Below are 17,079 nucleotides of genomic sequence, written 5' to 3'. Positions count from 1 at the left end.
GCTAGGAGCCCGTGTTGGTAACTGAAGGGCGAATGTTCCTTTAGCGATCGGAGAGGATTCGCTCAAGAGGTTCAGGACCGATTTGCCCGCCCGCGGCGGGATGACGATGGCCTGTTCCTTTACGCGGCTTTCTTGAGAGCCGTGGACCGGCATTTTGCGACCAGTTTCAAAGCGTTATGGGTAAGGCAAACCAACTGCCATTCAGCTTGGACCTTCTCCAAGCCCCGCAGTGAAAACCGTCTGAATCCCCGGGCTTCTTTGATTTGCCCAAACACCGGTTCCACAGATTCCTGTCGGAGCTGGTAGCGCGCCGCCCCCCGTTTGGTGCGCAGTTTGCGCCTCATCCGGTCCTCGGGAGACAACCGGCGAGGTATACGCCCCCTGGGTGCAGGCTCTCTGCGCCAGCGGCGCGGGAGTTTGTCGGGAGGGATGAAGGCCTCAATACCTTCTTGCGCTAACAAGTCCACGTTCCCTTGGCTGTAGTAACCCGCATCCGCCGAGGCTTCCCTGGCCGTTATACCCGTGTTCTCCGCCATCTGCCTAACCATTGTCGGCAGGTGAGGGGCATCCGCTGCTTGGTTCGTCACCTCTGCCGCCACAATGACCTGGCTCTTTGCATCCACCGCGGCCTGGCCGTTATACCCTTGCACAAACGTTTTGTCCGACCGCATAATCCGCGAGTCGGGATCGGTGAAGTTCCGCTGGTCGCGCTCCTTGGGAAGGTCTTTGGCCTTGCGCTTCTTCTTGCCCCCTCCCCGTGGCGGATCACCTGGGTCCGGCTCCGGTGCCGCCTGAGCTTTGGCCTTTGCCTCAGCCTCAAGGGCCGCCTTCGCCTCCTGGATCTTCTTCAGGCGGCTTTCCCGGAAGGCCAGTTCCTCAGGGATTTCATCGCCCCGCTTATCTGGGCCGTACCGCTCATCTTCACGCCGGTCGATTTGCTCTGCCCTCTGGGTCAGTTCCTCGATCTCCGCCTTGAGCCGCGCCTCTTCACTCCGCATCCGGCCGTAGCTCATCGCCTTGTGCTTGGAGGCGTTGGCCTTGATCTTGGTGCCGTCGATGGCCACATGGCCCAACGTCACCATCCCCGCCTGCCGACATAACTGAAGCACCTCCGCAAACAAGCCCCTGAACGCGCCCAGGTGCCGCCGCCGGAATTCGCTGATGGCCTTGAAGTCTGGCGTGTTGCCGGCCGACAGTACCCGGAAGGCCACATCTTCGTGGAGGCGCTTCTCGATCTTGCGGGAAGAGTACACGCCTTGCGAGTACGCGTAAATCAGGACCTTCGCCATCATCACCGGGTGATACGGCGGATACCCCCTGAGTTCCCGCTCGTAGTAGTCAGTGATCAGCGACAAGTCCAGTGAATCAACAATGTCGCTCAGCACGTAGATCACGTGATTCTTGGGGAGCCAGTCCTGCAACACTGGAGGCAACAGCAGAACCTGGTTGGGCTCGTAAGGACGAAAAGTCTTGTTCATGACTTAGGAATTCGGTATCCGAAAGCCTCATCCCTGGTCAATACCGGCTGTTACCAACACGGGCTCCTAGTAGCATAACATCACTTAGTAGAAGGTCGGGCATTTTTTTGTCGGGAAGCCTCTTTTGGGTTGACTAAGGCCAGCTAGAGAAGGTAATATCTTTCACAGGTGCAGCTTCAAGAATCGCCTCTACCACGGGCACTGGCGAACACGCCGGCCGCTTTTTTTTGCGCCAAAGCTCGGGCTTCGAGGCTGAGGCCGAACCAACCACTCATCGCAGCAACGATCGACGTAGGTGCGCTGCAGAATCGAAAGGGGCCGACTTTTCCCATGGATAGAGGGTTCCTGACTCCGGCTGAGATCACCCAAGGCTTCGTCGACACCGGCATCAAGAAGGTGAACCAACCGGCCATCAAACTGTTCCTGCTCGGAATCCTTGCAGGAGCGTTCATCGCTTTCGCCGCCGAGGGTTCAAACGTCGCCACCCACACCATCGAATCGGTCGGCATCGCCAAGGCCCTTGCCGGCGCCCTCTTCGCCACTGGTCTGATGATGGTCCTCGTCGCCGGCGCCGAGCTCTTCACCGGCAACTCCCTCATCGTCGTCTCCTGCCTCGAGCGCCGGACGTCCTGGCTCGGACTCCTGCGGAACTGGCTCTTCGTATACTTGGGGAACTTCGTCGGGTCGATGATCGTGGTGCTCCTCATCCTCGGCTCCGGCCAGTTCAACTTCTCCGGCGGAATGCTCGGCGGCTACACCATCAAGGTGGCCACCTACAAGGTCGGGTTGACCTGGGAAAGCGCCTTGTTGATGGGGATCCTCTGCAACTGGCTGGTCTGCCTGGCGGTCTGGATGGCCTCGGGGGCCAAGGACATGGCCGGGAAACTCCTGGCCATCTTCTTTCCAATCTGGCTCTTCGTCACTTCCGGGTTTGAGCACAGCATCGCCAACATGTTCTACGTCCCCGCCGGCATCCTGGCCAAGGGTAACGCGACGTGGGTCACTCAGGCCATGTCCCTCGGCGTGTCGGCGGACAAGATCAACGCTCTCGGCTGGACCTCATTCATCAATAACAACCTCGTCCCGGTCACCCTGGGCAACATCATCGGCGGAACCCTGTTCGTCGGGGCCGTCTATTGGGTGACCTACCTCCAGGGGAGGAAGCCCGCTCTGGTCTCCCGCCCGGCCGGCGCGGCAAGCACCCCCGGCCGCAAGTCGGAGCTGGCCCCCTCCCAGTCCAGGACCGGTCACGTTTCGAAGGAGCGGTTGCCGGCGTCCGCGGACTGACGGCCTCGCGCAGGCTCGTCACCCATGAATCACAAAGCTCGGCCAACGGAGTCAAACCCGTCGGCCGAGCTTTTTCGTCTGACCCGCTGGGAGGTTCAGGCCTGGGGATAGAGGGTAAGCCGGGCGTCCGCGGCGAAGATGCACCCTCGCGCCCGGGCCCACATAACTGGAAACGGGGGGATTCAGATGCTCAATCGAAAGGACACCTCGATCCGGCTGGCGCTCGCCTTCTGCCTCGCGGCCCTGACGATACCGGCCATAATCATGGCCACGACGGTATTCCCGCCGCAGCCGCCGGCGAGAGAGCCCACCGATATCCAGGTCGTGGGCGGGGTAACCCTGGGCATGGCCAGCATCCTCATCCCGGATCTGGGCCGCGTCGGGATCACGACCGTACTTCAAGTGGGGAAGGCCGGGGCCAGAGCGGTCAGAGTCGAGTTCTTCCCAGGGGCGGCCTTATCCAATCGGGCCGTGGGGCCCGTTTCGATCAAGGATAATGCCGGACCCTTTGACTTCCCAGCCGACGCAATCTCCATCCGGAGTATAGCCGGTGAGTGCTTCTTCGACGCGAAGGGGCCGGATTTCGCCACTTTCGCCGGCCAGGAGATCATCGTGGCCAGGATTTCCTGGGATGAGGATGGAACGCCAAGGAGCCAGGAATGGACTTTGACGGACGGGCCGCTGAAGCCGCTGGTGAGACGCTGAGGCCATGAGCCTCAGTCACCCGCGCGAACCAACGGACCCCGAGTGGACCCGCTCCCCGTCTAGATCCCCACCTCGTCCAACTCATAGAGGCCGTAGCGATTGATGATGTCCATCAGCTTGGCCGGGTATTGTGAGTCGGTGGCGTAGCCGCACCGTCTCAGGGCCAACGCCCCCTGCGTGCTGTCGTACATCACCGCCCGGAATGGCCCGTACCAGCTCTTGGTCAGCAGCAGCTGGGCGTGGTCGTCCCAGCTCTCGGTGACGTTGCCGTAGGCCCGGAAGGAGTCGTCGATGCGGTAGGAGATGCCGTTGTACTCCTCCCAGGTGTTCGAGGTGACCGAGCCCGCCGGGCCGCTGCCCTTGATCCCGAAGAGGTTGTAGGAGACCTTCCCGGAGTACTTGTCGACCGGTGAGGACTGGCCCCAGCCCGTCTCGAGGATGGCTTGAGCCACTTGCAGGGCGGCCGACATCCCGGTCTTCTGCATCGTCTTGACCGCCAGGCCGGAGGCGTACTCTTGGAACTTGGACTTCTCGATGATCGGCTTCGGACCATAAAGGGTCCCGGAGAACACCCGCACCGGCACCGCCGGGCTGTAGATGCGAGCGCCGCCGATGAGCACGCCCATCACCCTGACCTGCCAGTTGCCGTCGTCCGCCTTTACCGGCGTCCAGACATACTCGGACAGGGCGTCGGGACCCCCGGCGAGCACCCGGAAGGTGCCGGTCTGCGAGTTGACGAGATCGTACTCGATCCCGGCCAGGGGCATGTTGGCCAGCGCCTTGAGGGAGACCTGTCCGTTCAGAACCTGGTTCGGCCCGATCGTCTGGAGGGAGATCTTCGGGTCACCGTTGACCTCCACCGCCACCGGGGCCGTCTCGAAGGTGTTGCCCTGGGCGTCGGTCACCGTCAACAGAACCTCGCGGCGGCCAGCCTGAGCCGGCCCGGGGAACCAACGGTAGGTGGCCCAGCCGTCATGCTGGTAGAGCACCTCTTGGTTGCCGGTGGCCGGGTCGCGCAGGATGTACTGCAGCAGGTTGTACGAGAAGTTGGCGCTGATGCCAAGGGTGACGGGCTTGTCCACGGTGCCGTCGGCTTTCACGCCGGTCAGAGCCAGCTTCCGTTCAACCCCGACGGTGACCGGGACTGGCTGGCTGACATAGGCCTTCCCCAGGCGGTCGTAGGCGGTGACCCTGATCATCCGGCTGCCGTTATCGGCCATCTGGGGAACCCAGGTGACCTGACCCTGCGGGTCGCCCTTGCCCAGTTCGATGCCGGCATCGGTGGCCGGGTCGACGGCCTCATACTTGACCGACGTGGCCTGGAAGTTGACCGTGCTGCCGAGGCTGACCGCCCCGGTGAGGGCCTGACCTGGGGTCACGCCGGTCAGGGCCACCTGCACGGCCGGTGAGACAACCACGGGAACCGCGTCGCCGGCCAGGAAGCCGCCCTTCTGGTCATAGACGCCGGCGGCGAGCACGCGGGGGCCGCTGTAGAACGGGTCTGGCAGCAGAGTGTAGGCGGCGGTCAGGTTGGTGCCCCGCCCGACCACCGGGCCCCTGCCCGTGGCCGGGTCCAACAGCTGATAGCGGACTTCGGCCGCCCCGGCGGGGAGGCTCCCAAGGACGGACAGCTGCATGGCCGTGAGCACGCTGATGACCTGGCCGGACTGTACGGAAGTGATGGCCACGACCTTGGGGGGCGCGCCGCTGACTGGAACCCGCGAGTCCACGATGACGCTGCTGGTGGCTTGGTCCCAGGTCACGGAAACCCCGAGGGCGGTGGCGAATAGCCTGAGGGGGATGAAGGTCCTGCTGTCGTAGGCGCGCGGAGGCACGTCGCTGATCGTCACCTGGCCGGCGGCCAGGTCGACCAGACGGTTGTCGAGGCGCATCATCACCTGCCGGTCGCCCCGGGTGATCTTGATCGTCTGAGTGTCGCCGTACCAATCGACGGTGGCCTCGAGTTTCTCCGCGATGAGCCGCAAGGGGGCCAGCGTCCGCCCGTTGATGGCGAAGGGTGCCGGGTCGGCGACGATCCTCTGGCCGTTGATGACCAGGTTGATCCCGTTCGCCGAGGCGACGTGGGGGGCGGCCGTGGTCAGGAGGGCCACGACCAGCAGGACGCGAACCGCTAGGAGCCATCTACGTTTGCTGCTAAGGGAATTGGGATTCATCAATTTGCCTCGCTTCTGTGGGCTTGAAAGCTAATGGGGCCTGCCTATGCCTGCCTATATGACGCCCGAGTCGGCTCAAACGTTCCCGACGACGGGTGTATTCTCCTCTTGGTGATGCATGGAAGGGACATGCGGGTCAGCCGCGGTCACGGTCTGCCGGCTCTGGACCACGCCAGCGCGGTCCGCTGCAAGGCTTGAACGAAGTCGTTCTTTCCGTCCATGTAGGCATAGATGTCGTCATTGACCCTCGGGGCCAACTCGGCTTTCAACGCCCCATAACGGGCGGCGTCGTCCGGGTGCCGTCGCAGGTAGTCTCGAACCGCCAAATGCCTCTCGATTTCCACCATGTTGGTCATCTCGAACACGTGCACGTTATGGGTCCGAAGGTCCGGGCCTTTCCGAAAGTAGCGCCTTCCGGGGATTCCGGCCTCGCCCATGGCCTCGTACCCGAGATCCCGCATCCGTCCGGCCAAAAGGTCCACCGCCGAGATGTTCGTCACGACAGGCATGATGTCGATGACCGGCTTGGCCTTGAGTCCGGGAACGGCCGTACTTCCGATGTGGTGGATGGCCGCCAGGAGGTGGCCGAGGACGGTCCGCAAAGCGGCGGCTTCCCGCTCAAAGGCCCCGGGCCACCCCGGGTCATAGTCGACCACGACGATTCTCAAATGCTTGCCCCCCCAACCTTCTTCTGCACGTCCCACTAGTGTAATTCGCCGCCGCCCTTTCGGCAATGCCCGTACCAAGACCCGTGCCCGTACCAAGACCCGCCGCTTGCTGGAGGGAAGACGGCATCGCATGGAGAATCCCCACGCTCATGCTTCCACGCCGAAAAACCAGGAGACCGCCAGCCTAATGCGCCCTCCAATCGCCCTGCCCACCAAGACTGTCACCGCTAAAGCCGCTCTCCGACTGATCTGGTTCTATCTCAGCATCGTCACCTTCGCCGCCGGGGCGACCCTCTGCATTCAGTCCGGGCTGGGAGCCTCGCCGTGGGACGTCTTTCACGTCGGCGTCAGCGGGCGGATACACGTGCCGCTGGCCATCATCTTCCAGGCGACCGGGCTGGTCGTCATCCTCATCGATACGGCCCTCGGCGTCCCGCCGACCTTCGGCACGGTCCTGAACATCCTCACCGTCGGCCCGGTGGTTCAATTCCTCCTGAGAGCCGTCCCCGACCCTGTGTCGCTCCCCGCCCGCGCCGCCTCCCTTCTAGCCGGCGTCCTCCTTTACGGTGTGGGCACAGCGTTGTACATCAGCTCGGGTCTGGGCATCGGACCCCGGGATGGGTTGATGGTCGGCCTCACCCGCAAGTCCGGCCTGCCCGTCGGTCTGATCCGCAACGGGGTTGACCTCACCGTGTCCCTGGCCGGGTGGCGGCTGGGCGGGCCGCTGGGCCTGGGGACGCTGGTCAGCGCCATCCTGGTCGGGCCGACCGTCCAATTGTCGCTGGCCGTGATCGCCCGCCTGGCCCGGCGGCGGCCGTTCTCCTTCTTCATCAGTCCGGTCGACCTGAGCAAGCGGATCTTGAACCAGCGGAGCAGGCCAGTCAGACTCGACGGGTGAGTTCTCGATGATGAAAGGCCCGGCTGAAGCGAAGGCTTCGGCCGGGCTTCCATTTTCCGCTCGGGACATCCAGGCGGCAATCTCGCCGCCGAGGCGGCCGGTCTCAAACCGCTGATCAAGTTCCGCCACGGTGACGTCGTCCCGGCCGGGGTGGCCCGTGGCAACGACCAGGCCATGGAGGTCATGCTGGGGAGGATCGAGCGGGACGCGGAAAGGGAATGGTCCGCGAGCGGTTCAGCCCGGCCGAGTGCTACCTGACCGATTTCACCCCGGTGATGGGCGCCCACACCGGGCCGGGCGTCTTCGGGGTGGGTTACCTTGTCGAGTAGGTTCGTCGAGTAGGGCAGAGGGCCCGGGGCGACCGGGCCGCCTTAAGAACCAGCGTAGCCGAGGGGATCAAACCCTTCGGCTGCCTTGCCTTTCCCCGGTCCGCCCGCTCAGAGCCAGGCGGCCCTCCCACGGTCAAGCGACATGACGGCCTGCCCGATCGCCTTGGCCTCCTGCCGATCGTGGGTCACCAGGATGAAAGGTATGTCCCAACTCCTTTGGGCTTCCAGGACCTCGGAGCGGACGGCGTCGCGGGTTTCCTCGTCCAGGGCCGACCAGGGCTCGTCCAGCAGGAGCAGCTTCGGTCGGGCGACCAGCGAGCGGGCCAGGGCCAGCCGTTGCTTCTCTCCCCCCGAGAGTTGGGAAGGGTACCGGTTCGTCAAGTGAGCCAGGCCGAAGGCCTTAAGGATGTCCTCGCCCCCGGCCCTCACGTTCCCGGGCAGCCCATAGCGCAAGTTCTGGCCGACCGTCAGGTGCGGGAAGAGGGCGTAGTCCTGAAAGACATAGCCGATCCGGCGCAGGCGTGGCGGGACGTTCACGCCCGTGGCCGAGTCGTAGAGATCCCTCCCGTCGAACTCGATGTGGCCCTCGTCGGGTCGGGTCAGTCCGGCCAGGCAATCCAGGAGAGTGGTCTTTCCGGCCCCCGACGGCCCGCAGACGACCAGGGTGCCTTGATCGAAGGTGAAGTCGATGTCGAGGGTGTAGTCGGGCAGCCGCTTGCGGACGCGGGCCGTGAGCATGGCTAGACCCTCCTGAGGTTCTTCCGCCGCTCGTAGCGGCGGGTCGACCAGCTTCGGCTGAGCCCCACGGTGACCAGCCCGAAGGCCAGCAGGATGGCCGTCAGGACGCCCGCCGTCTTGGTGTCGCCGGCTTCGGTGGCCATGAAGATGGCCACCGGCATGGTCTCGGTCCGGCCGGGGATGCTCCCGGCGACCATCAGGGTCGCCCCGAACTCACCCAAGGCCCGGGTGAAGGACAGGACCGTGCCGGCCAGGAGCCCCGGCCAAGCCAGGGGCAGGGTGACGGTGAAGAAGACCCGCCCCTCGGACGCGCCGAGAGTCCGGGCGGCGGCCTCGTAGACCTCGTCGACTCCCTGGAACCCGACCTTGGCCGAGTTGTACATCAGCGGGAAGGCGACCACGGCCGAAGCGATGACCGCCGCCCCCCAGGTGAAGATGGGGTTGATCCCGAGGAGCCCAAGCCAACGGCCGAGGGGACCACGTGACCCCATGAGCAGCAGCAGGATGTACCCGGTGACCGTCGGCGGGAGGACCAGGGGCAGGGTGAAGAGGACGTCGGCCGCGGCTCGCCCCGGCCAGGTGCGCTTGACCGAGGCCCAGGCGGCCAGGGTCCCGAGGGCGAAGACGGCCGCGGTGGAGACGATGGCGATGCGGATCGACAGTAGGAGTGGGGAGACCCATCCGGGCAAAGGGCCGACCTCCGTTCAGTCGGGTTTCGCGGTGAATCCGTACTTGGCGAAGATGGCCTGTCCCTCCGGTTCGCTCAGGAAGGACAGGAATTCCCGGCTCGCCCGCTGTTGCCGGGAGGACTTGACCACCGCCGCCGGGTAGACGATGGGGCTGTGGCTCCCCGGCGGGGCCTCGGCGACGACCCTCAGAGCCGGGTCGCGGGCATCGGAAGCATAGACGATGCCCGCGTCGACGTCGCCGGTCTTGACGTAGGTGACCACCTGGGTGACGTCCTTGGCTAAGATCAGCTTACCCTGGAGTCCCGCCCAGAGGCCGAGGGATTCAAGGACCTGTTTACCGTACTCGCCGGCGGGGACCGTTTCCGGAAACCCCATCGCCACCCGGCGGACGGCCGGAGCGGCCAGGTCAGGCCAGCCTTGCAACGGCGACTTGGCCGCGGCCGGAGCGGCCGCCGACGCCGCCGCGACCAGGACGAGGCGGTTCGCCAAGAGATCGCGGCGGCTCGCCGCGTCGATCAACCCGCGTGCCGCGAGGGCGTCCATCTCGCGGGTCCCGGCGGAGATGAAGAGGTCGACCGGCGCGCCCTCGATGATCTGCTGCTCGAGGGTGCCAGAGCCGGCGAAGTTGAAGGACAGCGAGATTCGCGGGCGTCCCGACCGATAGGCCTCGGCGGCTTCGGTCAGGGCTCCCCGGAGGCTGGCCGCGGCTGAGATCGTCAGTCGGGGCTGGGCCACCCGGTGACACCCCCCCGCGGCGGTCAAGACGATCAGGCTCGCTAAGATGACCAGGCCGAAGAGGCCAATCAGGCTCACTGAGACCGCCGCCTCCGAGGCCGTCCTGCGGGACGTTCGCCGATTTTTCACCCTGGCCACCTCGGCATTATTATAGCAGGGTTCGAGCGGGGGCGCGGTTTGGTTACTAGAACCGTTAACTTAGCCTTAATCATTTCTTGAAATCACGAGGCTATAATTGGACTTGCTCAATCCGATCGATACCGGAGGTCTGAAAATATGCATCGCCGTCCTTGGTTCTGGGTTGGCGTGGTCTGCCTGGTCCTGCTCGGGCTGGCCATGATGGCTTCGGTTGGCTTTGGCATCTGGCGACTCGCCGCCGACGGACCTGGCTTCGGGCCGTCTGCCCGGGGTGGCTTCTACGAGATGCATGGCCGCGGGATGATGTGGCCGGGGATGATGGGCTTCGGCTTTGGCCCCCTGGGAACCCTCTTCCCGTTGGGCCTGATCGCCCTAGCCGTCTACGCCATATGGGGTCGTGGCTACCGGCTCCACCGAGATGATTGGCCGGTTTGTCCGGTCTGCCACCGGGGTGCCCGCCCCGATTGGCGGGCCTGCCCATACTGCGGGACGGCCTTGAACCGGACGGCCGCCCCGGCCGCCCAGCCCGCGCCCCAGCCGTCCCAGCCGACGACCCCGCCGAAGGAGGCGACCGATCCCGGAAAAGAATAGACGGCGCGGGCAGGATATGACGAGGCTCTCCTTGGGCTTGTCCGCGACCCGGCTCCGAGCCGTCTATTAAGATAGGGCCCCTCCCCGGCAGGCCGGGGAGGGGCTTTTTGCTGACCATTGCCTGACCACCACGCTCAGTCGGCTGGCCGAATCCTGACATCAAAGCGGTCAAGGTGGGACTTGACGCGCATGCAGATCTGGTCGGCGGTGACCGGCTGGCCGGATTTTGTGGTGTAAAGCCCTTCTTCGTTGAGGATCCGGGCAATGGTTTTGACCGACAGCCCCTCTCTGCGTCCCAGCGCCATGTCGACGGCCTCGGCTGCGGTGACTCCCGGCCAACTCCCCCGGAGTACCATCTCGATGGCCTCATGAAGCGCGGGATTGCCTTGGCCACCCTCGTCCGAGTCGACTATCGTCTCTGCCGACCCCAGCAGACCCGCTGCACCCCGGTCCCTGAATTCATCCATTTTGGAGACCACACCATAGACGAAAGCGTAGTTGCTGTTCGTGGCTTTGGCTATCTCGGCGACGGATCGGCCCTCAACGGCGTACATCTGACGAAAAGAATCGCTTTTCGACATTGTTGTCCCCCCCGAGGTTGTTGCGCCATCACGGCAAGGTCCAACCCCTCAACGGCGCCTGAAAGGGTCATGGCAAGGTTCGCGTAGAGGCGCTGTACTAGAGCGCGCTCTAAGGTGAAGACACTTTTTCAACCATCCTCCATCCCCCAATTCGTCAGGATGAACCGACTGGCTGGACCGAGTTGCCAATTTCGACACAATTGGCCAATCGACCTGCCGGGAGTGGACGTCGCGGCCGGTAGAGCCCGACGCTTCATGACCCAACCATGCGCATGAACCAATCGGCCACGAGGACGATGTACCAACTCAGGCCCCAGCTGCGCGGCGTCCTTGACGTAGTTCGGCTCCCAGTAGTCGAAGACCCGGGCCGTGTGGAACGGGAAGAGCATCAGGATGCCGAGGTTGCGCAGCCAGTCGATGTAGTGGTCCCGCGGAGTTCGTGGACTGGTCATCAAGGTTCCCCCCAAGTACGATCGCCGCTATCCAGGTCATTATGGCACCGGCGACGGGGTATTCACGAGCCCCCTGGGAATATCCTGTAGGAGACGAAAAGGGTCTCGACGGAGACCCCATGGGGGTGTGGCGATGGTCCCAAAGATCGTGATCGACCCGGGCCACGGTGGCGATGACCCGGGCGCCCTGGGCGCGGACAGCCTCAAAGAGAAGGATCTCAACCTGGCCGTGGCCCTCAAGGTGCGGGCGCTCCTCGCCCGCCGGTCGCTCATCGGGTGCCTCCTGACCCGGGCCGACGACTCCAATCCGGAGCTACTCCAGAGGTCGACCATCGCCAACGCGGACCCGGCCAACGTCCTTTTCGTCTCGGTTCACCACAACGCCGCCGGGGACCCGTCGGCGAGGGGGGCCGAGCTTTACTACCAGTATCGCTCACCGGATTCAGCCGCCCTGGCCGCCATCATGCAACGCCAGCTGAGCGTGCACCTGGGCCTGCCCTGGCGGAAGACGACGTTCAGGCTGAACTCGGCCGGCACGTCCGATTACTACTCGGTCCTGAGGAATACCCGCTGCCCGTCGGTCCTGGCCGAGCTCGGTTTCGTGACCTGCCCCGAGGAGGCCGCGCTGCTGCGCGATCCGTCTTTCCAGGACCGGGCGGCGGTGGCCCTGACCCTGGCCATCGAAGACTGGATGCATTGCGTCTGGCGGGGGGTCTGAGTCGGCCGCGCCGCCCGGCCGCCGCGGATTCGCATGCTCGGCCAGCCAACTCAAGGAGCCCGGGAGGACGTGGCGTCTCCCCGGGCTCCTTCGTCTTGTCGAGTTCCCGTCAATGACCGGCCGCCCGCCGCCTGGCCGACAGAATTGCCCATCAGCACCAGGATTTGAACCGCCAAATCGCCGCCGGCCGGTAGGTTTTTGGACCTTCGCAGCCAATCATCTACCCATTGGCCAAGGAGGCTCACCGCATTGCCGCAGTGGAGACGTAACTTATACGTCCTTTGGCTGGCCATCTTCGTAAGCTCGGTGAGCTGGACGATGGTCATGCCGTTCCTCCCGGTCTTTCTGGGACAACTGGGCCTGACTCAAGGGGTCGAATTCTGGTCCGGCCTGATCATTGCCGTCTCATCGGCCTGCAGCATGGTGGTCTCGCCGGTCTGGGGGGCCGTCGGTGACCGCTATGGTCGCCGGCTGATGCTCCTCAGAGGCGGCGTCTTCCTGACCCTGGCCTACGTCCTGATCATCTTCGTCAAGACTCCGACTCAGCTGCTCTTGGTCAGGATGATGGTCGGTCTGCTGACCGGGTTCGTGCCGATGGCCATCGCCCTGGTCGGAGTCTCGACTCCGCAAGCGGAGGTGGCCGTGGCCCTCGGGGTCGTTCAGACGGCCTGGCCGTCGGGGGCGATCATCGGACCGATAATCGGCGGGGCCGCCCTCGACCTCATCGGGGTTCGCGGCTCGTCGCTGGTCTCCGCGGTCCTTATGGCCATCGTCACCCTCCTGGTCATGCTGGCCGTCCGCGAAGACTTCACTCGGCCCGACGAGGTCAGGCGGAGCATTCTATCGGACCTCCGGGTGGCGGCCGGCCATCGGCTGCTGATGTCCGTGGTTCTGATCAACGCCATCTCGAGCGCCGCGGTCATGGCTCTGGAGCCGGTCCTCGTCCCATTCGTCCAGCAGATCGCCGGCCAGGGGGCTCCGGGCTGGTTGGCCGGCCTGCTGTACGCCATCCCCGGGGGTGCCTTCATCCTGATGGCCCCATGGTGGGCCCGCCGTGGCGACCGGGTCGGCTACGCCCGTACGGTGGCCACCGGGATGATCTTTTCCGGCCTCTTGTTCATCCCGCAGGCCCTCGTCCGGTCACCGTGGCAACTTGGCGTGCTCCGGGTGGGCTTTGGGGTGACCGGTGCGGCCATCGGTCCGGGAATCGCCGCCCTCCTGGCCACCCAGGTGCCCAGGGGTCTTCGGGGCCGGGCCTTCGGGCTGAACCAGGCCGCCGCCGCGGCCGGCTCCATCTTCGGTCCGCTGTTCGGCGGTTGGATCGGCTCCTACATCAGCGCAAGGATGGTCTTCGTCCTCATCGCCTTGCTGTACCTGGCCGGCTTCGCCTGGGTCAAGTGGGTCGTCGAACCGCGGGTGGGACCTCCGGAGGTCAGGGTCATCGAGGGGAGCGGCTAGGCCCGCCCGAACGCCAGGGCCAGGCCCCCGGCCCCCGGCCCCCGGCCAAGCCCTTGAGCGCGAAATCAGCCAAAGGAAAGGCCGAGAGGGCCCCCATGGCGGCCCTCTCTGCTTATGCCTGGGCTGAACCGGGCGGGCCGGTAGGGTCTTGCCGCCTCCTTAGCCAATACTCTCCATATTGCGAGGAGGGTTTCGGAGTGACTGGGGCGGCCATCAGCCCGGGGATCGCCGCCCTGCTGCCCACGCAGGTCCCGAGAGACTTGCGGGGCCGGGCCTTCGGCCTGAATCAGGCGGCCTCTTCCGCCGGGGCCATCATCGGGCCGCTCCTCGGCGGCTTGGCGTGGAGGGGCGGGTGGTCGCCGGCGGGGTGGCCGAGTAGTCTCGAGGATGGCCCGAATCCATGTGTCAAATGGAGAGAGCGCCCACAAGAGGGGCGCTCTCTGCTAATAACCAGACTTTTCCAGGAAGCCTTCGGAATCTTGCGCCCATGGCCACTTTGACCCGGAGGAGGTGGGCGTCTATCCTTAGTCACGGGGGGGCCCCCTTCCCCGGAGGTCTGGTCCGTTTGTCCATTCATCGGACCAGACTCCGCGGGGGAGAAAGCGCCACCGACAGCCCGGCGCGGTCAAAGGGGGGGTCGATAATCAGCCGGCCCGTAAGCGGTGAGATCGCCGGGGGATTCTCCTGGCCAGTCGCTCCGGGCGCCAGACCCGTGGCTCGACGCAAGCTGCCTGAGGAAATCGTCAACCAGATGATCAGCCTCATCGGCCAAGGCATCTACAAGAAGGGAACCCAGCTTCCCAGTCAAACCCGGATGGCCGAGATGTTCGGGGTGAACCGCTCAACCCTTCGCGAGGCCTTCCAGACGCTGATCCTCTTGGGCGTCCTTCGGGCATACCCACGCCAGGGGATGGTCGTCACCGGCTTGGCTTCGGAAATCCTGCCCCGACCGAGCTTCCTCAGCGCGCTGGTTGACCAAGAGGCGACGGATGACCTTTTCGAAGTCCGAATGGTCCTCGAACCGGCAATCACCCTAGCCGCCGCCCGACGGGCGACCCCAGGCAATCTCTGGGCCCTCGAACGGCTACTCGATCAATGCGAGCTGGCCCTCAAGAGCGGGCAGTCGGTGCATGAACTGGCGGCCGGCTTTCACCTCTTGATGGCCCAGGCCTCTCACAACCGAGTCTTTGTCGGTCTGATCCACTCGGTCATGGGCCTCCTCGCTTCCCACGGAGAGCGACTCGAGGGTCTCCCCGGGTTCAGCCAATGGGAGTTGGCCTCCCACCGGCGAATCTACGAAGCCATGACCAAGAGGATCCCGACGAACGCCGGCGGACTGATGGTGGACCACCTGCGTCGTTCAGCGGAGGCCTACCGGCAGCTGGGTCAAAGGGACCAGAGCGCGCCCCAGCCTTCCGGCGGGTTCCGGGTTTCGGGCGCCAGGTACCGGGCCCCTGAGGCCGGTCGCACGGGTAGTCGCCGCATAGCTCCTCGGTCATCTGGCCCAAGTTGATCACCCCCGGGCCGCCGCGGCTGCGTCGATCGATCGAGCCAACCGGGTCAGGGCGGGCGCGTCGACGCCGGCCGCTTTGACCACCGCCATGAGCTCATCGGCCAGGACCTTCATCTCGGCCCTGGCGACGTCGGCGTGCCGCATCATGACCAGCTCAGACCGTCTGGTACCCATCGCCCGGCGGAGGACGGCCAGGAGGGCCAAGTCGGGGATGGCTTTGATGACCCGCAATCGCGGCGGCGTGACCGGGACGCCCAGGGCTCCAAGGGAGCGAAAGCCTTCCCTGACCGCCGAAATCAGCAGTCTCAAGCCCTCTTCGTCCTTGGCCAGCCGATAGTTGTCGCCGGCGAAATAGAGCGCCCCGGCGATGGGCACGACGACCGCGGCGTGGTCTTCAGCCAGGCGTCCATGTCCCGGCTGACGACCGTGGGACAGCCGGCCCCGCTCAAGACCTCGGCCAGGGCCTGAATCCTTGGCGTGACGGCCCCGTCCAACTCACCGATGGTCGTCAGCTGAAGCTTTGACGAGGTCAGGGAGTAGCGGACGACGCCGCCCTCCCGCGCCCCTCCGGCTCCGGGGAAACCGAGCAGCACCCTTTCGCGGCCGACCGCGGCGATGAACTCGTCCGGCCCGGCCGCGTTGTTCATCATGAAGAGGACGGACGGCGTCGCTCGGTGGGCGGCAAGAGCCGGTAGGACCGACCCCACCTGGTCCTTCCTCATGACCACGAGGATCAGGTCGTGACGACCGCAGGGCCCGAGTCCGTCGACGGCCGGGACCGGCACGACCGACCGCCGGCCGCCGCCCTCGTCCTCGAGGACGATTCCATCGCGCCGAATCTGCTCCAGGCGCGGCCCCCGGGCCAGGATGGAGACATCATGCCCAGACTCCTTGAGCTTGGCCGCGTACAGGCTGCTCATTCCACCGGCGACCAGCCTTTTCCTACTCGATCGCTAGGTCCGAATCCCGGGGCGAAAGGCGCGGCCCGAGCTGAGCCGGTGACCCGTCGGCCGGTCCCTCGGCAACAGGAGCATGGCCAGAGTGGTCGCGGTCCAGAGGAAGAAGGTGACCAGGAAGGCCGCGGTCAGCCCGTAGTGGTCTCCCGCGAAACCCAGGATGGCGGGGGAGAGGGCCAGGCCAAGGTCGCCCATGGAGCGGTAGAGGCCCATGGCCGTGCCGCGAACGTTCTCCGCCGCCAGGTCGCCGACGAGGGCCGCCGGGATGGTGGAGATGAAGCCACCGGCGACGCCGAGAAAAGCCGAGGCGGCAATGATCAACGGTAAGCCGTGGGCCCATTGGAAGAGGAAGAAGGCCACGGATCCCATGACGCGGGAGGATGGTCCACATCAACCCGTTGAAGCCGAAACGGAAGGCGAAGTTGATGACGTAGACAACGATCAACTCGCGGGTCAGGGCATTCCCCGGGAGGACGCGCGGGACGCCCGCCGCGGGACGGGCCGCGACGGCCGCCCCACGGGTTTCCCTGGCGAAGACCGTGGCCGCGACGGCGGCCACCACCGCCAGCAGCCCGAACAGGAAGAAGGCGACCCGCCGCCATAGCGGTAGGCCAGCCACCCCCCGACCCCCGGGCCGACAATGGTCCCCAGGTGATAGCCCATCATGTACAGACCGGTCGACCTGCTCCTGTCGGAGGCCTCGGCCAGGTCAATGACCATGCTCAGGGCGGCCGTCGAGTACGCCGCCGCGCCCACTCCGATGAGGACCTGGGCGGCCACCAGCGTCCCGATGCCCCTGGCTGAGAAGGCCAGGAAGGCGCCGGCGGCGGTGACCAGCATGCCCAGAGCGACGAAGGGTTTGCGCCCCCAACGATCGACCATCATCCCGGCCGAGCCGGGTCAGGGACAGCGGGCCGTGCCGCACCAGGGTCCGGACGACCAACAGTTGCGGTAGGGTCAGGTCGTCGTGC

The 17,079-nt window shown here is 65.4% G+C and carries 19 protein-coding genes; 8 read left to right on the top strand and 11 right to left on the bottom strand.

The features are described from left to right. Positions 1 to 119: 119 nt before the first annotated feature. Positions 120 to 1,478 carry an IS1182 family transposase gene (locus tag VGL40_12110; protein HEY3316006.1) on the bottom strand — a complete coding sequence of 453 codons (1,359 nt, stop codon included), beginning with the start codon at positions 1,476 to 1,478 and terminating at the stop codon, positions 120 to 122. A gap of 330 nt (positions 1,479 to 1,808) precedes the next feature. On the opposite strand from VGL40_12110, the gene VGL40_12105 reads away from it, so the two are divergent. Continuing rightward, complete coding sequence (locus VGL40_12105; GenBank protein ID HEY3316005.1) at positions 1,809 to 2,765, top strand: formate/nitrite transporter family protein; 957 nt, start codon at positions 1,809 to 1,811, stop codon at positions 2,763 to 2,765. A 186-nt stretch (positions 2,766 to 2,951) separates the two neighbouring features. After that, on the top strand, positions 2,952 to 3,470 hold the full coding sequence (locus VGL40_12100) for a hypothetical protein (GenBank protein ID HEY3316004.1): 519 nt from the start codon (positions 2,952 to 2,954) through the stop codon (positions 3,468 to 3,470). 59 nt (positions 3,471 to 3,529) lie between these two features. On the opposite strand, the gene VGL40_12095 is transcribed toward VGL40_12100, so the two are convergent. Both VGL40_12095 and VGL40_12090 read right to left on the bottom strand, forming a co-directional pair. Then, positions 3,530 to 5,644: a stalk domain-containing protein gene (locus VGL40_12095; protein ID HEY3316003.1), complete on the bottom strand. Its 2,115-nt coding sequence runs from the start codon at positions 5,642 to 5,644 to the stop codon at positions 3,530 to 3,532. A gap of 146 nt (positions 5,645 to 5,790) precedes the next feature. Further along, a complete protein-coding gene (locus VGL40_12090; protein HEY3316002.1) occupies positions 5,791 to 6,312 on the bottom strand; it encodes a GrpB family protein in 522 nt (173 codons plus the stop codon). A 187-nt stretch (positions 6,313 to 6,499) separates the two neighbouring features. Here VGL40_12090 and VGL40_12085 point away from each other — a divergent pair, with 187 nt between their 5' ends. Next, positions 6,500 to 7,210: a hypothetical protein gene (locus tag VGL40_12085; protein HEY3316001.1), complete on the top strand. Its 711-nt coding sequence runs from the start codon at positions 6,500 to 6,502 to the stop codon at positions 7,208 to 7,210. Positions 7,211 to 7,647: 437 nt separating this feature from the next. Here VGL40_12085 and VGL40_12080 read toward each other — a convergent pair whose 3' ends face one another. Genes VGL40_12080 through modA form a run of 3 tightly spaced genes read right to left on the bottom strand, consistent with a single transcriptional unit; the run spans position 7,648 to position 9,779 of the window. Further along, positions 7,648 to 8,277: an ATP-binding cassette domain-containing protein gene (locus VGL40_12080; protein HEY3316000.1), complete on the bottom strand. Its 630-nt coding sequence runs from the start codon at positions 8,275 to 8,277 to the stop codon at positions 7,648 to 7,650. Positions 8,278 to 8,279: 2 nt separating this feature from the next. Continuing rightward, entirely contained in the window at positions 8,280 to 8,966 is a 687-nt protein-coding gene (gene modB, locus VGL40_12075) for a molybdate ABC transporter permease subunit (protein ID HEY3315999.1), read from the bottom strand. Positions 8,967 to 8,981: 15 nt separating this feature from the next. After that, positions 8,982 to 9,779, bottom strand: a complete 798-nt coding sequence (gene modA / locus VGL40_12070) for a molybdate ABC transporter substrate-binding protein (protein ID HEY3315998.1) — start codon at positions 9,777 to 9,779, stop codon at positions 8,982 to 8,984. A gap of 198 nt (positions 9,780 to 9,977) precedes the next feature. Here modA and VGL40_12065 point away from each other — a divergent pair, with 198 nt between their 5' ends. Further along, positions 9,978 to 10,430, top strand: coding sequence for a zinc ribbon domain-containing protein (locus tag VGL40_12065; GenBank protein ID HEY3315997.1), 453 nt, complete (start codon positions 9,978 to 9,980; stop codon positions 10,428 to 10,430). Positions 10,431 to 10,564: 134 nt separating this feature from the next. Here VGL40_12065 and VGL40_12060 read toward each other — a convergent pair whose 3' ends face one another. Further along, complete coding sequence (locus tag VGL40_12060; GenBank protein ID HEY3315996.1) at positions 10,565 to 11,011, bottom strand: hypothetical protein; 447 nt, start codon at positions 11,009 to 11,011, stop codon at positions 10,565 to 10,567. Between the two features lie 128 nt (positions 11,012 to 11,139). Further along, positions 11,140 to 11,463 carry a hypothetical protein gene (locus VGL40_12055; GenBank protein ID HEY3315995.1) on the bottom strand — a complete coding sequence of 108 codons (324 nt, stop codon included), beginning with the start codon at positions 11,461 to 11,463 and terminating at the stop codon, positions 11,140 to 11,142. Positions 11,464 to 11,596: 133 nt separating this feature from the next. Between VGL40_12055 and VGL40_12050 the strand changes: the two genes are divergently transcribed. From VGL40_12050 to VGL40_12040, 3 genes are all read left to right on the top strand, one after another. Continuing rightward, on the top strand, positions 11,597 to 12,181 hold the full coding sequence (locus tag VGL40_12050) for an N-acetylmuramoyl-L-alanine amidase (GenBank protein HEY3315994.1): 585 nt from the start codon (positions 11,597 to 11,599) through the stop codon (positions 12,179 to 12,181). 249 nt (positions 12,182 to 12,430) lie between these two features. Further along, positions 12,431 to 13,639, top strand: coding sequence for an MFS transporter (locus VGL40_12045; protein ID HEY3315993.1), 1,209 nt, complete (start codon positions 12,431 to 12,433; stop codon positions 13,637 to 13,639). Positions 13,640 to 14,351: 712 nt separating this feature from the next. Next, positions 14,352 to 15,152, top strand: coding sequence for an FCD domain-containing protein (locus VGL40_12040; protein HEY3315992.1), 801 nt, complete (start codon positions 14,352 to 14,354; stop codon positions 15,150 to 15,152). On the opposite strand, the gene VGL40_12035 is transcribed toward VGL40_12040, so the two are convergent. Genes VGL40_12035 through VGL40_12025 form a run of 3 tightly spaced genes read right to left on the bottom strand, consistent with a single transcriptional unit; the run spans position 15,153 to position 16,477 of the window. After that, a complete protein-coding gene (locus tag VGL40_12035; protein HEY3315991.1) occupies positions 15,153 to 15,461 on the bottom strand; it encodes a hypothetical protein in 309 nt (102 codons plus the stop codon). Continuing rightward, positions 15,458 to 16,072 (bottom strand): 2-dehydropantoate 2-reductase N-terminal domain-containing protein, encoded by a 615-nt coding sequence (locus VGL40_12030; GenBank protein ID HEY3315990.1) that lies wholly within the window; start codon positions 16,070 to 16,072, stop codon positions 15,458 to 15,460. Before VGL40_12030 ends, VGL40_12035 begins: the two co-directional genes overlap by 4 nt. Before the next feature lie 33 nt (positions 16,073 to 16,105). Next, complete coding sequence (locus VGL40_12025; GenBank protein HEY3315989.1) at positions 16,106 to 16,477, bottom strand: MFS transporter; 372 nt, start codon at positions 16,475 to 16,477, stop codon at positions 16,106 to 16,108. Between the two features lie 295 nt (positions 16,478 to 16,772). Between VGL40_12025 and VGL40_12020 the strand changes: the two genes are divergently transcribed. Continuing rightward, positions 16,773 to 17,063 carry a hypothetical protein gene (locus tag VGL40_12020; protein HEY3315988.1) on the top strand — a complete coding sequence of 97 codons (291 nt, stop codon included), beginning with the start codon at positions 16,773 to 16,775 and terminating at the stop codon, positions 17,061 to 17,063. Positions 17,064 to 17,079 lie beyond the last annotated feature (16 nt).

This window comes from Bacillota bacterium, from assembly GCA_036504675.1.
Lineage (GTDB): Bacteria > Bacillota > Sulfobacillia > JAJYWN01 > JAJZPE01 > DASXUT01.
The sequence above is the reverse complement of the archived record's forward strand: the minus strand, read 5'-3'. Positions and strand labels throughout refer to the sequence as shown.

What these genes read in the sequence shown, in the direction of transcription:
- VGL40_12095 (HEY3316003.1), bottom strand. Translation starts at nt 5,644, where the DNA reads ATGAATCCCAATTCCCTTAGCAGCAAACGTAGATGGCTCCTAGCGGTT.
- VGL40_12055 (HEY3315995.1), bottom strand. Translation starts at nt 11,463, where the DNA reads ATGACCAGTCCACGAACTCCGCGGGACCACTACATCGACTGGCTGCGC.
- VGL40_12065 (HEY3315997.1), top strand. Translation starts at nt 9,978, where the DNA reads ATGCATCGCCGTCCTTGGTTCTGGGTTGGCGTGGTCTGCCTGGTCCTG.
- VGL40_12025 (HEY3315989.1), bottom strand. Translation starts at nt 16,477, where the DNA reads ATGGGATCCGTGGCCTTCTTCCTCTTCCAATGGGCCCACGGCTTACCG.
- VGL40_12030 (HEY3315990.1), bottom strand. Translation starts at nt 16,072, where the DNA reads ATGAGCAGCCTGTACGCGGCCAAGCTCAAGGAGTCTGGGCATGATGTC.
- VGL40_12100 (HEY3316004.1), top strand. Translation starts at nt 2,952, where the DNA reads ATGCTCAATCGAAAGGACACCTCGATCCGGCTGGCGCTCGCCTTCTGC.
- VGL40_12020 (HEY3315988.1), top strand. Translation starts at nt 16,773, where the DNA reads ATGTACAGACCGGTCGACCTGCTCCTGTCGGAGGCCTCGGCCAGGTCA.
- VGL40_12050 (HEY3315994.1), top strand. Translation starts at nt 11,597, where the DNA reads ATGGTCCCAAAGATCGTGATCGACCCGGGCCACGGTGGCGATGACCCG.
- VGL40_12105 (HEY3316005.1), top strand. Translation starts at nt 1,809, where the DNA reads ATGGATAGAGGGTTCCTGACTCCGGCTGAGATCACCCAAGGCTTCGTC.
- VGL40_12085 (HEY3316001.1), top strand. Translation starts at nt 6,500, where the DNA reads ATGCGCCCTCCAATCGCCCTGCCCACCAAGACTGTCACCGCTAAAGCC.
- VGL40_12080 (HEY3316000.1), bottom strand. Translation starts at nt 8,277, where the DNA reads ATGCTCACGGCCCGCGTCCGCAAGCGGCTGCCCGACTACACCCTCGAC.
- VGL40_12060 (HEY3315996.1), bottom strand. Translation starts at nt 11,011, where the DNA reads ATGTCGAAAAGCGATTCTTTTCGTCAGATGTACGCCGTTGAGGGCCGA.
- VGL40_12110 (HEY3316006.1), bottom strand. Translation starts at nt 1,478, where the DNA reads ATGAACAAGACTTTTCGTCCTTACGAGCCCAACCAGGTTCTGCTGTTG.